This is a genomic window from Citrobacter amalonaticus Y19 (genome assembly GCF_000981805.1).
GTDB classification, from domain to species: domain Bacteria; phylum Pseudomonadota; class Gammaproteobacteria; order Enterobacterales; family Enterobacteriaceae; genus Citrobacter_A; species Citrobacter_A amalonaticus_C.
Genome location: NZ_CP011132.1, coordinates 921,638 through 936,941 on the forward strand (window position 1 = coordinate 921,638; position 15,304 = coordinate 936,941).

The following is a 15,304-nucleotide window of genomic DNA, read 5'->3' on the forward strand; positions in this document are numbered from 1 at the left end:
GTCTTAACTCCTTACGCGCTCAGCAACTGCTTCATGTCTTCTTCAACGGTGGTCACAGAACGCAGACCAAATTTCTCGTTGAGTACCGCCAGCAGATCCGGCGTGAAGAAGCCTGGCGCGGTCGGACCGGTCACGATGTTTTTCACGCCCAGAGAGAGCAGGGTTAGCAGAATGACAATCGCTTTTTGTTCGAACCATGAGAGCACCAGAGACAGCGGCAGGTCATTGACGCCACAGCCCAGTTTCTCTGCCAGCGTCACCGCCAGAATGATGGCGGAGTAAGCATCGTTACATTGACCGGCATCGACCAGACGCGGCAGACCTTCGATATCGCCGAACTCCAGCTTGTTGAAACGGTATTTACCGCAGGCCAGGGTCAGGATCAGGCAGTCGTCCGGTACGCTGGTGGCGAAATCGGTGAAGTAGTTACGTTCACCGCGTGCGCCGTCGCAACCGCCAACCAGGAAGATGTGACGCAGTTTTTCACGGCTCACCAGATCGATGAGCGTATCAGCCGCGCCCAGCAGGGTCTGACGACCGAAACCGACGGTGATCAGATGCGGAATTTCGCTGTACGGGAAGCCCGCCATTTGCTGCGCCTGCGCGATAACCGGGCCGAAGTCGTCGCCTTCCAGGTGGCTCACACCCGGCCAACCGACGATGCTGCGGGTCCAGATACGGTCGTCGTAACTGCCCACGGTCGGATCGATGATGCAGTTTGAGGTCATCACGATAGGCCCCGGGAAGCGGGCAAATTCAACCTGCTGGTTCTGCCAGCCGCTGCCGTAGTTGCCAATCAGATGTTTGAACTTGCGCAGTTCCGGGTAACCGTGCGCGGGCAGCATTTCACCGTGGGTATAGACGTTAACGCCGGTGCCTTCGGTTTGTTCCAGCAGGTTATACAGATCTTTCAGGTCGTGACCGGAGATCAGGATGCATTTGCCTTCAGTCGCTTTGACATTGACCTGTGTTGGCGTCGGATGACCGTATTTGGTGGTTTCACCCGCATCCAGAATGCTCATCACTTTGAAGTTCATCTGACCGATTTCCATTGAGCACTCCAGCAGAGCGTTCATATCGGAAGGCCAGGTGCCCAGCCACGCCATAATTTTATGGTACTGCGCGTAGATATCGTTGTCGTATTGACCGAGAACGTGCGCGTGCTCCATATAGGCCGCTGCGCCTTTCAGGCCGTACAGACACAGCAGACGCAGGCCGAGAATATTCTCGCCAATGGCGGCTTTGTCTTTATTCGGGGTAAATTCGGCAGCCTGACGTTGCAGGTCGCCCAGATCGTCGCTGACCAGTTGCAGGTCAGCCATTGGGTTGTCGCAGTGCGCACTGGCGTCAACGCTCAGGCACTGGGCTTTCAGCGCTTCACGCATCGCGATAGCGTCGCGGGCATAGCCGACGATACGCGGGGAGTCGAAGTTAACGTTGGTCAGCGTGGAGAAGAACGCACGCGGCGCGAAGTTATCAACGTCATGATTAATGATGCCATATTCACGCGCTTTAGCCGCCCATGCGGAAAGACCTTGTAGGGAGGCAATCAGCAGATCTTGCAGGTCAGAGGTTTCAGCCGTTTTACCGCACATACCCTGCGCGTAAGAGCAGCCGTTTCCTGCCGGAGTACGGATGGTTTGTTCACATTGCACACAAAACATGGTCACACCTTTTAAAGTTATATTTGATATACATGTTTAAGATTATGCCTGTACACAGAGGGAGAAAAGGTATTTCTGATACAACTTACAGGGAGATTGATTTAGCGCAATTTTGGCGGCAGAAGCCTACCGCCAAAGGGGGCGTCAAGCGGAGAAAAAGGCCATCAAAATGGGCACCAGCAAACTGAGAATAAAGCCGTGGACAATTGCCGCCGGAACCATCTCCAGCCCACCGGTACGCTGTAACACCGGCAGGGTAAAGTCCATCGATGTGGCGCCACACAGTCCCAGCGCGGTAGAGCGACTGCGGCGTACCAGTCCTGGGATCAACATAATCGCGAGCAGTTCGCGCGCCAGATCGTTAAAGAACGCGGCGCTGCCGATCACCGGACCGTAGGATTCGGTGAGCAAAATTCCAGAAAGGGAGTACCAGCCAAAACCCGACGCCATCGCCAGCGCGGTTTTCATTGGCAGGTCAAGAATTAGCGCGTTGATCAGGCCGCCAATCATGGAGCTGGCGACGACCACGACCGCCACAATCATGCCGCGCCGGTTCAGGACTATCTGCTTTAATGTCATACCGCTATTGCGTAACTGGATCCCGACCAGCAGCAGTAGCAGGATCAGCGTATATTCACTCGCTTCTGTTGCATGCTGCAAAATGGGCAGACCGCTCAATCCCAGCAGAAAGCCGACCACTACCACGCCGCACAACTTCAGCGACTCAAGCGCCATCGCGATACGGGAAGGCAGTTTCTCCTGCTGGTGATGGTGTCGCCACGGTAAAGAGCGTTCCAGCCACAATAATGCGGCAATATTACACAGCAAAATAACGGTAATACTGACGGCGGAATAGTGAAATATCGCCAGCAGGTTGCTCGCCAGATTATCTAAAAATGCCAGGCTTATCCCCATGAAAAAGAGAATCAGATAAACCATCCAGCTTAAGAGACGGTTGATCAGTTTTAATGCCGCGGTGTGCCGAAGCGCAATGAGATAACCTGCTATCAGCGGGAGCAGAATGATGAGAAGTCCTGAAAACATGAACAGCCGGGTCCTTTGAATTAGCGAGACAGCGCCATGACACTACCCAATAACGCGGGTTCAGTAAAGATGCAAAATAAAAGCCGGACAGGGACGATGCCTAATCCGGCTGACGCGCATTTGGCCCGGCGGACGTGTGCCGTCGGGCGTTTTGACATTAATCGCGTTTTTCGAGCAGCGTACGGTAAATAAGGCCACCGAGAATACCGCCAATAATCGGCATCACCCAGAACAACCACAGTTGCTCTACTGCCCAACCGCCCTGGAAAATGGCGACGGCGGTGCTACGTGCCGGGTTAACAGAGGTATTGGTCACCGGAATGCTGATCAGGTGAATCAGGGTCAATGCCAGACCGATAGCGATCGGCGCAAAGCCTGCCGGTGCATGTTTGTCAGTTGCACCGTGAATCACCAGCAGGAAACCGGCGGTCAGCACGATTTCGATAACGATCGCGGACAGCATGGAGTAACCGCCCGGCGAATGCTCGCCATAACCGTTGGAGGCGAAACCGCTGGCCGCCGCATCAAAGCCTGCTTTACCGCTGGCAATCAGATACAGCACCGCTGCGGCAATAATACCGCCCACGACCTGGGCAATAATGTAGCCAATGACGTCTTTTGCCGGGAAACGGCCGCCGGCCCATAAGCCTAATGTCACCGCCGGGTTAAAATGCCCGCCGGAAATATGACCCACGGCAAAGGCCATGGTTAATACGGTCAGGCCGAATGCCAGTGCGACACCCGCGAAACCAATGCCTAATTGCGGAAACGCTGCTGCCAGTACGGCGCTGCCACAGCCACCAAAAACAAGCCAGAATGTACCAAAACATTCGGCTGCTAATTTTCTGAACATATCCACCTCAATGTAAAAAATAACCACAAAAGGGTTGCAGTAATTGATATTTACTGTCTGCCTGAATGACGACAAAATAAATAGCTCGCTATTTTAAAAACGATCGCCATCCGTTCTCTAGTCAAATAAAGCCTGTTAGTTTGATTTAGGGCAATGCGGCGTCATTCCTTCCATAGATTTCTCTTAAGGGAAAGTGTAGCGCATAGTCATATGAAGGAGGATTGACACAATCTGATTTATTTTCGTCCTGCAAAACGTGCCTGCGATGTATTCCGAATGAAAGAGAAAAGAATAAATCGTTCACCCTTCGCACAATTAGCCTGCGCAATAATGTCCATATCACGTCCCGCGCCGGGTTTTGCAGTTATACTGCGAGGAGCTTAAAGGGAAAGTGAAGGTTTTCTGGAGGAAACATGATTCTCGAACGCGTTGAGATAGTGGGATTTCGCGGTATCAATCGACTGTCGTTGATGCTCGAGCAGAACAACGTTCTGATTGGTGAGAACGCCTGGGGTAAATCAAGTTTACTGGACGCGTTAACGCTGCTGCTGTCACCCGAATCAGAGCTGTATCATTTTGACCGTGACGATTTCTGGTTTCCTCCTGGCGATATGAAAGGCCGCGAACATCACCTGCATATCGTGCTGACGTTTCGTGAATCGCAACCTGGGCGCTACCGGGTTCGCCGCTACCGGTCGCTGGAGGCGTGCTGGACGCCGTGCCACGATGGCTTTCAGCGTATCTTCTATCGCCTTGAAGGCGAATGCGGCGAAGACGGCAGCGTGATGACGCTGCGCAGTTTTCTCGACGGCGACGGGCATCCGCTGACGGTGGACGATATCAACGAACAGGCGCGACATCTGGTGCGCCTGATGCCGGTGCTGCGCTTACGCGATGCGCGGTTTATGCGTCGCATCCGTAACGGTACAGTGCCGGAGGTTGACGATGTCGAAGTCACTGCCCGTCAACTGGATTTTCTCGCACGCGAACTGGCGACACGCCCACAGAATCTCACCGACGGACAGATTCGCCAGGGGCTCTCGGCGATGGTGCAACTGCTGGAACACTATTTTACCGAACAGGGCACGTCACAGTCCCGCCACCGTTTAATGCGCCGACGCTCCACCAACGAACAGCGAAGCTGGCGCTATCTCGATATCATCAACCGAATGATTGATAAACCCGGCGGGCGTACTCACCGGGTGATTCTGCTGGGGTTGTTCTCCACGCTGTTGCAGGCGAAGGGGACGGTCAGACTGCATAAAGACGCCAGGCCGTTGCTGCTGGTGGAAGACCCGGAAACGCGCCTGCATCCTATTATGCTGTCAGTGGCGTGGCAGTTGCTGAATCTGCTGCCGCTTCAGCGTATCACCACCACTAATTCGGGCGAATTACTCTCGTTGACCCCCGTGGAGCATGTCTGTCGTCTGGTGCGTGAATCTTCGCGCGTAGCGGCCTGGCGCCTGGGGCCGGGCGGGCTGAGCGCTGAGGATGGCCGACGCATTGCGTTTCACATTCGCTTTAACCGCGCCTCCTCGCTGTTTGCCCGCTGCTGGCTGCTGGTGGAAGGCGAAACAGAAACCTGGGTGATAAACGAACTGGCCCGCCAGTGCGGCCATCATTTTGACGCCGAAGGGATTAAGGTTATCGAATTTGCGCAGTCCGGTCTCAAGCCGCTGGTGAAATTCGCCAGGCGGATGGGCATTGAGTGGCACGTGCTGGTGGATGGCGATGAAGCCGGGAAAAAATATGCCGCCACGGTGCGAGGCCTGCTGAATAACGACCGGGAAGAGGAGCGCGAACACCTGACCACGCTGCCTGCGCTGGATATGGAGCACTTTATGTACCGGCAGGGTTTTGCCGATGTTTTTCACCGGGTGGCGCAAATCCCGGAAAACGTGCCGATGAATATGCGTAAAATCATTTCGAAAGCTATCCATCGCTCATCGAAGCCCGACTTAGCCATCGAAGTGGCGATGGAAGCCGGGCGGCGGGGTGTGGATGCGGTGCCGACACTGCTGAGAAAAATGTTCTCCCGGGTGCTGTGGCTGGCGCGCGGCAGAGCGGATTAATTCTGTAAGCGCTGCGGAACCTGCGTGACAACGCTGTCGAGCAGCGCGTAGCGACGACGGTATTCCGCCCGTTTTTTGCTGGCGATATCCGCCTCGCTTTTCCGTGTAATGGTCAGTGGCAAAGAGAAGTATTCCCCCTCGGTCTTTTCACCGCCCAGGGACGCCCAGAAGGCGTCGTAGTCGGCATGCATTTGCGTTTTTTTATCCATATAGCGCCAACTGCGATAAACGTGTACCGCGTTGCTGACCGCCAGAATCTGCTCAGCCCTGGCGAGGTGCGCGAACTGACACAGCGCCTCCATCACCACTCTTTTCGGGAACAGGCCGTAACAGGCTTTGGTAGCCTGCTGAATCACCTCATGCGGGACATCATTGGCCGCGCCCTGCAAGCCCCCAATAAACAGGGTGCGTTTTCCGTTTAACATGCAGAATGTGAACGTAATTTCTGCCAGTATACGCATCTGGTCGTCGCGGATCACAACGGTACTTTCCCCTTCTTTGTCCAGTGAGACCAGACTGACTAAATCAAGCTGGAAGGGCGTACCGTCTTTAGCCTCAATTTTTGCCAGGTTGAGACCACCCTGGCTCAAATAACAGGCCAACTGTTCGCGGCTGAACAACTGACGAAGCAGGTCGTAATGGCTACAGAGCGCGGTCAGCGCGGTATCGCGCTTAATATTGACGGCCATATACGGGCGGTGCAGACGGATAGGCAACCGGGGCTGTCGTGTCAGTAGCGTATTCAGCTCAGGCCATTGGGTCAGGTTTTCCAGCAGTTGGCGGGTGGCTCTTGGCATCAGCAGCGAGCGAATTAAAAACTTACGGCGAAAGCTGGCCTTCCGCCAGAATTTACCCGGCAGTAATTGACCCCGCGTCAGGCGCATAAATAATTGTAAAGGGGACGCAACGTCTGAAGTGTAAAAGGTATTATCAGTAATCTGTGACATGATCATAATCCGCAATGCGATGATTGCGAAAATTGAAACACGCTGAATCTTAACCAATCGTCAATGCCCTGAGCGCTGTCCTTTCCGCTTGCGGTTTGTTTAGATACTGTTGAATTTCAGCTGAAAACTTACCATCAGGATCGCTATGGGTATTAAGGGAAATAAAATTAAAAAGCGCTATCTGTTGCTTATATTCATTCTTATCCTGGGGGCATTCGCCCTTTGGCGGACGCTGAATGCGCCAGTGCCAAATTATCAGACGCTGATTGTGCGTCCGGGAGATCTGCAGCAAAGCGTACTGGCAACCGGCAAACTTGACGCGCTGCGTAAAGTTGACGTCGGGGCGCAGGTGAGCGGTCAGCTCAAAACGCTGTCGGTGGCGATTGGCGACAAGGTGAAGAAAGACCAGTTGCTGGGCGTTATCGACCCTGAACAGGCACAAAACCAGATCAAAGAGGTGGAAGCGACGCTGATGGAGCTGCGCGCCCAGCGCCAGCAGGCTGAAGCGGAGTGGAAACTGGCGCGGGTGACGCTCTCTCGCCAGCAGCAACTGGCAAAAACCCAGGCCGTGTCGCAACAGGATCTGGACACCGCCGCGACCGAGATGGCGGTGAAACAGGCGCAAATTGGCACCATCGATGCGCAGATCAAGCGTAATCAGGCGTCTCTGGATACCGCGAAAACCAACCTCGACTACACCCGCATCGTCGCGCCGATGGCCGGTGAAGTCACGCAGATTACCACCCTGCAAGGGCAGACGGTGATCGCCGCGCAGCAGGCGCCGAACATTCTGACGCTGGCGGACATGGGCACGATGCTGGTGAAAGCGCAGGTCTCTGAAGCCGATGTGATTCACCTTAAGCCGGGGCAAAAGGCCTGGTTTACCGTGCTGGGCGATCCGCAAACCCGCTACGAAGGAACGCTGAAAGACGTGCTGCCGACGCCAGAAAAGGTCAATGATGCCATTTTCTATTACGCCCGTTTTGAAGTACCCAATCCGAAAGGCATTCTGCGACTGGAGATGACCGCACAGGTCCATATTCAGTTAACCGATGTAAAAAACGTTCTGACGATCCCGCTTTCCGCGCTGGGCGACCCGGTCGGAGACAATCGCTACAAGGTGACCCTGCTGCGTAACGGCGAAACCCGTGAGCGCGAAGTGTCCATTGGCGCGCGCAATGACACCGACGTAGAGATCGTGAAAGGGCTGGAAGCCGGGGATGAAGTGGTGACGGGTGAGGGTAAACCGGGAGCCGCGCAATGACGGCATTGCTTGAGCTGAGCAATATTCGCCGCAGTTATCCTTCCGGAGAGGAACAGGTGGAGGTGCTGAAAGGCATCACGCTACAGATCAATGCCGGCGAGATGGTGGCGATCGTGGGGGCGTCTGGCTCCGGCAAATCCACGCTGATGAATATTCTGGGATGCCTTGATAAACCCACCAGCGGCACCTACCGGGTGGCAGGACGCGATGTATCAACGCTGGACCGCGACGCGCTGGCGCAGCTGCGTCGGGAGCATTTCGGCTTTATTTTCCAGCGCTACCATCTGCTGTCTCACCTGACGGCGGCGCAAAACGTCGAAGTCCCCGCCGTTTATGCCGGAACGGAACGAAAACAGCGTCTGGCGCGCGCGCAGGAACTGCTCCAGCGGCTTGGTCTGGGCGATCGCGTCGATTACCAACCCTCGCAGCTTTCTGGCGGTCAACAGCAGCGCGTCAGTATTGCCCGCGCGCTGATGAACGGCGGACAGGTGATCCTCGCCGACGAACCCACGGGCGCGCTCGACAGCCGTTCCGGTGAAGAAGTGATGGCGATTCTGCACCAGCTGCGCGATCGCGGGCACACGGTGATTATCGTCACCCACGATCCCCTGGTCGCGGCCCAGGCGGAGCGGGTGATTGAGATCCATGACGGCGAAATTGTGCGTAATCCGCCCGCGAAGCGTGCCGCTCAGGGACAGGGGATTCAGGAGCCGACGGTGAAAACGGCGTCCGGCTGGAGTCAGTTTATCAGCGGATTCCGTGAAGCGCTCACGATGGCGTGGCTGGCGATGGCGGCCAACAAAATGCGCACGCTGTTGACGATGCTCGGGATCATTATCGGCATCGCGTCGGTAGTGTCGATTGTGGTGGTCGGTGATGCGGCGAAACAACTGGTGCTGGCGGACATCCGCGCCATCGGGACCAACACCATTGATATCTACCCCGGCAAAGATTTTGGCGACGACGACCCGCAGTATCAGCAGGCGCTGAAATACGACGATCTTGCGGCGATTCAGAAACAACCCTGGGTAACCTCCGCCACGCCCGCCGTGTCGCAGAACCTGCGCTTGCGTTATGGCAACACCGATGTTGCCGCCAGCGCGAATGGGGTGAGCGGCGACTATTTTAACGTCTACGGCATGACCTTCAGCGAAGGAACCACCTTTAACCGCGAACAGCTCAATGGCCGCGCGCAGGTCGTGGTGCTCGACAGCAATACCCGACGTCAGTTGTTCCCGCATAAGGCGAACGTGGTGGGCGAGGTGATCCTCGTGGGCAACATGCCCGCGACGGTGATTGGCGTGGCGCAAGAGAAGCAGTCGATGTTTGGCAGCAGCAAAATCCTGCGCGTCTGGTTGCCCTACAGCACGATGTCCGGGCGCATTATGGGGCAGTCGTGGCTGAACTCGATCACCGTGCGGGTGAAAGAGGGCTTCGACAGCGCGCAGGCCGAACAGCAACTCACCCGACTGCTGACGCTGCGCCATGGCAAAAAAGATTTCTTCACCTGGAATATGGACGGTGTCTTGAAAACCGCCGAAAAGACCACACGTACACTTCAATTGTTCCTGACGCTGGTGGCGGTCATTTCACTGGTGGTCGGCGGGATCGGCGTGATGAACATTATGCTGGTGTCGGTTACGGAGCGTACGCGGGAGATAGGCATTCGGATGGCGGTTGGCGCGCGAGCCAGCGATGTGCTGCAGCAATTTTTGATCGAAGCGGTGCTGGTCTGTCTGGTGGGTGGTGCGCTGGGTATCAGCCTGTCGATGCTGATCGCCTTCACGCTGCAACTGTTCCTGCCCGGTTGGGAGATTGGCTTCTCGCCGGTCGCGCTGCTGACGGCATTTTTGTGCTCTACGTTTACCGGCATTCTGTTTGGCTGGCTACCGGCGCGCAACGCGGCGCGACTGGATCCGGTCGATGCGTTAGCGCGAGAGTAACGTTGCGGGAAATAAAAATGCCAGCCGATCGGGCTGGCATTTTATCTGCGGGATGTACACAATGAGACAGAAGAGCTATGCAACAGCTTCTGCTTCGATAGGCACGATGACACTGGCGTGATTGCCTTTTGGCCCCTGGTGAACATCAAACTGGACAGACTGTCCGGCTTTTAGCGTTCTGTAACCATCCATCTGAATGGTGGAATAGTGAGCGAAAATATCTTCGCCGCCGCCTTCAGGGCAGATGAAACCAAACCCTTTGGCATTATTGAACCACTTAACAGTACCCGTTTCCATGCTTCGACATCCTTCGTAAATCTTATATAAGTAAGATGGAATGAACCGGTGGTGGAGTGGGGGTTGTTCAAAACCTCGCCAACTCTCGAAACTACAATTTAGAGAAATCAGGCGGGGCGTCAAGCATCTGACGGGGGGCAGTGGGTAAAAATGAATCAAAAATTTGAAGCAGTTAACGCTATTGGCGGGAATGTGACAGATGTCGCGGATGCCAGTGATAGATGATAGTTATCTATCAATTGAGGTAGATTGAGTGTGCACATCCGCTCTTGTCAGCGGCAGACTGTTCTGCCGGTAACCGTAACTGAAGATGACGACTGACAATGGGTAAGACGAACGACTGGCTGGATTTTGACCAGCTGGCGGCTGACAAAGTGCGAGACGCGCTAAAACCGCCATCTATGTATAAAGTGATATTAGTCAATGATGATTATACTCCGATGGAGTTTGTTATTGACGTGTTACAAAAATTCTTTTCTTATGATGTAGAACGTGCAACGCAACTGATGCTTGCGGTTCACTATCACGGTAAAGCCATCTGCGGCGTTTTCACCGCAGAGGTCGCGGAGACCAAAGTGGCGATGGTGAACACGTATGCGAGGGAGAACGAGCATCCGTTGCTGTGTACGCTAGAAAAAGCCTGAATGCAGGCATAAAAATTGGGGGAGGTGCCTATGCTCAATCAAGAACTGGAACTCAGTTTAAACATGGCTTTCGCCAGAGCGCGCGAGCACCGTCATGAGTTTATGACCGTCGAGCACTTGTTACTGGCGCTGCTCAGTAACCCATCGGCCCGCGAAGCGCTGGAAGCGTGTTCCGTGGACCTCGTGGCGCTCCGTCAGGAACTCGAAGCCTTCATTGAACAAACCACACCCGTTCTGCCTGCCAGTGAAGAAGAACGCGACACGCAGCCGACGCTGAGCTTTCAGCGCGTTCTGCAACGTGCGGTCTTCCACGTTCAGTCCTCCGGGCGCAGTGAAGTGACTGGCGCAAACGTGCTGGTTGCCATCTTTAGCGAACAGGAGTCTCAGGCGGCCTACCTGTTGCGTAAGCATGAGGTCAGCCGTCTCGATGTGGTCAACTTTATTTCTCACGGTACGCGCAAAGATGAGCCGAGTCAGTCGTCCGATCCCGGCAGTCAGCCCAATACCGAAGAACAAGCTGGCGGGGAGGAACGTATGGAGAACTTCACGACTAACCTTAACCAGCTTGCCCGCGTTGGCGGCATTGACCCGCTGATCGGTCGTGACAAAGAACTGGAACGTGCCATTCAGGTGCTGTGCCGTCGGCGTAAAAATAACCCGCTGTTGGTGGGGGAATCTGGCGTCGGGAAAACGGCGATTGCCGAAGGGCTGGCCTGGCGTATCGTGCAGGGCGACGTGCCGGAAGTGATGGCCGATTGCACCATCTATTCGCTGGATATTGGTTCATTGCTGGCGGGCACCAAATACCGCGGTGACTTTGAAAAACGCTTCAAAGCGCTGCTGAAACAACTGGAGCAGGATACCAACAGCATCCTGTTCATTGACGAGATCCACACCATCATTGGTGCCGGTGCGGCATCGGGCGGTCAGGTGGATGCGGCAAACCTGATTAAACCGCTGCTTTCCGGCGGTAAGATCCGCGTGATTGGCTCCACAACCTATCAGGAGTTCAGCAATATTTTCGAGAAAGACCGTGCGTTAGCGCGTCGCTTCCAGAAAATTGATATTACTGAACCGACGGTGGAAGAGACGGTCCAGATCATTAACGGCCTGAAGCCGAAGTACGAAGCGCACCACGACGTGCGTTATACCGCGAAAGCAGTGCGTGCGGCGGTTGAGCTGGCGGTGAAATACATCAACGATCGTCATCTGCCGGATAAAGCGATCGACGTCATTGACGAAGCTGGTGCGCGTGCGCGTCTGATGCCGGTCAGCAAGCGCAAGAAAACCGTTAACGTGGCGGATATCGAATCTGTGGTCGCGCGTATTGCGCGTATCCCGGAAAAGAGCGTGTCACAAAGCGATCGCGATACGCTGAAAAACCTCGGCGACCGTCTGAAAATGCTGGTCTTTGGGCAGGATAAAGCCATTGAGGCGCTGACCGAAGCCATCAAGATGAGCCGCGCAGGTCTGGGACACGAGCATAAGCCGGTAGGCTCCTTCCTGTTTGCCGGTCCGACCGGGGTCGGGAAAACCGAGGTGACGGTACAGCTTTCTAAAGCGCTGGGAATCGAACTGCTGCGTTTTGACATGTCCGAGTATATGGAACGTCATACCGTCAGCCGCCTGATTGGCGCGCCTCCGGGATACGTCGGTTTCGATCAGGGTGGTCTGTTGACGGATGCGGTCATCAAGCATCCCCATGCGGTACTGCTGCTGGATGAAATCGAAAAAGCGCACCCGGATGTCTTTAACCTGCTGCTGCAGGTGATGGACAACGGCACGCTGACGGACAATAACGGGCGTAAAGCCGATTTCCGCAACGTGGTGCTGGTGATGACGACCAACGCCGGCGTACGTGAAACGGAACGTAAATCGATTGGCCTGATTCATCAGGACAACAGCACTGACGCGATGAGTGAAATCAAGAAAGTGTTTACGCCGGAGTTCCGTAACCGTCTCGACAATATTATCTGGTTCGAACACCTGTCTACTGAGGTGATCCACCAGGTTGTCGATAAGTTCATCGTCGAACTGCAGGTTCAGTTGGATCAGAAAGGTGTCTCTCTGGAAGTTAGTCAGGAAGCGCGTAACTGGTTGGCTGAGAAGGGCTACGATCGGGCAATGGGCGCACGTCCAATGGCGCGTGTGATTCAGGATAACCTGAAAAAACCATTGGCGAACGAACTGCTGTTTGGCTCGCTGGTGGACGGTGGGCAAGTGACCGTAGCACTGGATAAAGAGAAAAATGAACTGACCTATGGCTTCCAGAGTGCGCAGAAGCACAAGCCGGAAGCCGCGCATTAATCTCTGCTCTCTCTTTAGCTGACTGACGAACCGGGCCACGTGCCCGGTTCTCTATTGTCTCAGGCCAGCAAACATCTGCTTCAGACGTCAACACGCGTGCGCAGGATCCTTTGTCTTATTCCTTTCAGATTATTCTTCGCCAGAAAAGGGAATGATGAGATGGGTATTAGTAATTATTTAACAATAAATTCCAGAATCTATTCCATCAAATTACATCTCGTACATAACTAATATTATGATCCTGAAATCATTATCACGCTATTCACAGAAAATTCTTACCTTCAATTCTTTCGCAATAGAATAGTAGCCAGACTAATAAATCAGTATTTACATTTTGAAATAGATAATATATGTTGTTCTTGCAGTCTTCTTCATATTTTATTTATTAAGGATAGCCAAATGAAAGTAATTCTGGGGTTCGATAGTCTTCTGACACCTAAAATCATGGTGTTTTTATACTGGATTTTTATGGTCTTAGTGGTTGTTGGTGGCGTAATTTCTATATTTAACGGTCAAATCATTGCAGGATTACTTGGCACAGTTTTCAGTCTGGTTGGCTGTCGCGTCATGTTTGAACTTATTATGATTGCGTTTAAAAACAATGAGTACCTGCGCCTGATTGCACAGAATGCCAATAAATCAGAATAATGGATATTCTCAGGTATTAATCCTGGTTTTCCGCAATCTGATATTTTCTTTTACACTGAGATAACATCCTGACGCTCTGTTTATACATGCAGAGTGTCAGGATGATTCAGTTTAGCTAATGAACAAACGGTTGCTCTCCAGGGCCTTAAAACGCTGCGGCAGGGCAGGCAACACAGGTAAATGCTGTAGACTTTACTTTTTTGTCGGATCGTAAAAGACAAAAGCAATTTTGTTATTGTCAGGATCGCGGACATAAGCACTATAAAAATCATCACCATAGTGTGGGCGGTAACCAGGAGGACCCTCATCCTCGCCACCGTTTTCTAACGCTAAGGCATAGAGCTTATTAATTATATCAACGGAGGGAGCATTAAGCGCCACCATCACGCCATTGCCAAATGTCGCCGGACACTGATTAAAAGGACGGCCAACACATAGCCCTGTGGAATTATTATTCTTGAACGTGCCCCAGGCTGCGCCGTTCTCACTTCGACCATCCAGGGGATAGCCCAGCACGTCCATTAGCGGCGCATAAAATTGATAAGAAATTTCCGGGTTATTGGTACCCAACATGATATAAGAAAACATGACAACTCCTGTTGTGAATAAACATCCTCACTGGTTACTATGCCTGCTCGGGTATCTGAACGGAAGTATTTATATCGTGCTTTCGTTTTCAATCACAAATCCAGAATGAATGTGGGTGACATAGACAGATGAAACCTATATCCAGTACGCCAGACTGATGAATGACTCGCGGTCGAATCTGAGCACAGCATCCCCCTGAAACGGGTTAATCTCAACAATGACTGTAGTAAAATAAAGCCCGACATTCTCTTGATTCCCCCATCACTCGCAAACAGAGACGCTGAGTTCAAAAGCGTTTTATGTCCGTCTGCATGGCAGCAGGCCAGATCTGAGATATGGCATTAGTGAGCGTAATAATGAGTCGTTCAACGTCACCCTGCGCGGTTTCGTGTAACGCTTCGGTGACAATCAGCACCCCGGACGTACTTTGCTTAACGGCCGACCAACCACTTTGCCGATGTGACCAGCGTCGGGCATGGGCTCGTCCTGCGTCATCGGCAAAGATAACTTCACCGGGCTCAGGGTGTTCAGTCTCCCCGGAAAAAGTCTCATAGAACTCATTCCCAATGGCAGGGCGCACTGTTAACGCACCGCTGATCTGGTCGATATCGAACACGGCAACCGGTATGGCAAAGGCGAGAGATGCCGCATTACACAGATCAATCAGCGGATGCAGCGTCGGTAACTCTCCGCTCTTACGATACCGTCTTAGCAGGGATTCTGACGCGCAGCGATATTGCGTTGGCTTAAGGCCCAACTCGGAAAAAGCACGACGCCAGGCTTTAATTTCCGCAAACTCGCCTTCGCGGGTCGCCGCCAGTCGTTTATCTGCGACCGCGAGTAGCTGAGCAACTTGCGCACCCGAACTGGCATCCGCATTGATACCATTAACGCCGATCGCTGCGGAACGAAGTTGCCTGAATCGCGAATAAATTTCAGCGGCATAACATAACGGCATGACATTCTCTCCTTTGCACCAATGTCGGACAGAATACGGGTCATTGCTTTGTGCTGTATTGAATAAAATTGCAGA

At 53.5% G+C, this 15,304-nt stretch carries 14 protein-coding genes; 7 read left to right on the forward strand and 7 right to left on the reverse strand.

Translation table 11 applies throughout. The features are described from left to right. Positions 1 to 11: 11 nt before the first annotated feature. From hcp to aqpZ, 3 genes are all read right to left on the reverse strand, one after another. Positions 12 to 1,664 (reverse strand): hydroxylamine reductase, encoded by a 1,653-nt coding sequence (gene hcp, locus F384_RS04165; protein WP_046477864.1) that lies wholly within the window; start codon positions 1,662 to 1,664, stop codon positions 12 to 14. A gap of 144 nt (positions 1,665 to 1,808) precedes the next feature. Continuing rightward, complete coding sequence (locus tag F384_RS04170; protein ID WP_046477865.1) at positions 1,809 to 2,708, reverse strand: lysine exporter LysO family protein; 900 nt, start codon at positions 2,706 to 2,708, stop codon at positions 1,809 to 1,811. Positions 2,709 to 2,865: 157 nt separating this feature from the next. Then, the gene (gene aqpZ / locus F384_RS04175; RefSeq protein ID WP_046497714.1) at positions 2,866 to 3,561 is read right to left on the reverse strand and encodes an aquaporin Z; all 696 of its coding nucleotides are present in this window, start codon (positions 3,559 to 3,561) and stop codon (positions 2,866 to 2,868) included. A 413-nt stretch (positions 3,562 to 3,974) separates the two neighbouring features. Here aqpZ and F384_RS04180 point away from each other — a divergent pair, with 413 nt between their 5' ends. Next, positions 3,975 to 5,633, forward strand: coding sequence for an ATP-dependent endonuclease (locus F384_RS04180; protein ID WP_046477868.1), 1,659 nt, complete (start codon positions 3,975 to 3,977; stop codon positions 5,631 to 5,633). Here F384_RS04180 and F384_RS04185 read toward each other — a convergent pair. Next, positions 5,630 to 6,580 (reverse strand): VirK/YbjX family protein, encoded by a 951-nt coding sequence (locus F384_RS04185; RefSeq protein WP_046497717.1) that lies wholly within the window; start codon positions 6,578 to 6,580, stop codon positions 5,630 to 5,632. The genes F384_RS04180 and F384_RS04185 overlap by 4 nt on opposite strands. Positions 6,581 to 6,725: 145 nt before the next feature. On the opposite strand from F384_RS04185, the gene macA reads away from it, so the two are divergent. Both macA and macB read left to right on the forward strand, forming a co-directional pair. Then, positions 6,726 to 7,844, forward strand: a complete 1,119-nt coding sequence (gene macA, locus F384_RS04190; RefSeq protein WP_046477869.1) for a macrolide transporter subunit MacA — start codon at positions 6,726 to 6,728, stop codon at positions 7,842 to 7,844. Continuing rightward, entirely contained in the window at positions 7,841 to 9,787 is a 1,947-nt protein-coding gene (macB, locus tag F384_RS04195; protein WP_046477871.1) for a macrolide ABC transporter ATP-binding protein/permease MacB, read from the forward strand. The genes macA and macB overlap by 4 nt, the downstream gene beginning before the upstream one ends. Before the next feature lie 75 nt (positions 9,788 to 9,862). Here macB and cspD read toward each other — a convergent pair whose 3' ends face one another. Further along, positions 9,863 to 10,084: a cold shock-like protein CspD gene (cspD, locus tag F384_RS04200; protein ID WP_042284847.1), complete on the reverse strand. Its 222-nt coding sequence runs from the start codon at positions 10,082 to 10,084 to the stop codon at positions 9,863 to 9,865. A gap of 150 nt (positions 10,085 to 10,234) precedes the next feature. On the opposite strand from cspD, the gene F384_RS30280 reads away from it, so the two are divergent. The 4 genes from F384_RS30280 to F384_RS04215 all read left to right on the forward strand — a co-directional run bounded on the left by F384_RS30280 (position 10,235) and on the right by F384_RS04215 (position 13,683). After that, positions 10,235 to 10,309 (forward strand): hypothetical protein, encoded by a 75-nt coding sequence (locus tag F384_RS30280; RefSeq protein WP_212807582.1) that lies wholly within the window; start codon positions 10,235 to 10,237, stop codon positions 10,307 to 10,309. Between the two features lie 98 nt (positions 10,310 to 10,407). Then, complete coding sequence (gene clpS, locus F384_RS04205) at positions 10,408 to 10,728, forward strand: ATP-dependent Clp protease adapter ClpS (RefSeq protein WP_042320277.1); 321 nt, start codon at positions 10,408 to 10,410, stop codon at positions 10,726 to 10,728. Between the two features lie 30 nt (positions 10,729 to 10,758). Next, complete coding sequence (gene clpA, locus F384_RS04210) at positions 10,759 to 13,035, forward strand: ATP-dependent Clp protease ATP-binding subunit ClpA (protein WP_046477874.1); 2,277 nt, start codon at positions 10,759 to 10,761, stop codon at positions 13,033 to 13,035. Positions 13,036 to 13,434: 399 nt separating this feature from the next. Beyond that, complete coding sequence (locus F384_RS04215) at positions 13,435 to 13,683, forward strand: DUF4282 domain-containing protein (protein ID WP_046477876.1); 249 nt, start codon at positions 13,435 to 13,437, stop codon at positions 13,681 to 13,683. Between the two features lie 192 nt (positions 13,684 to 13,875). Here F384_RS04215 and F384_RS04220 read toward each other — a convergent pair whose 3' ends face one another. Together F384_RS04220 and F384_RS04225 are read right to left on the reverse strand one after the other, a co-directional pair. Then, positions 13,876 to 14,271 (reverse strand): VOC family protein, encoded by a 396-nt coding sequence (locus F384_RS04220; protein ID WP_046477877.1) that lies wholly within the window; start codon positions 14,269 to 14,271, stop codon positions 13,876 to 13,878. 286 nt (positions 14,272 to 14,557) lie between these two features. Beyond that, on the reverse strand, positions 14,558 to 15,229 hold the full coding sequence (locus tag F384_RS04225) for a B3/4 domain-containing protein (RefSeq protein ID WP_046477879.1): 672 nt from the start codon (positions 15,227 to 15,229) through the stop codon (positions 14,558 to 14,560). Positions 15,230 to 15,304: the final 75 nt, after the last annotated feature.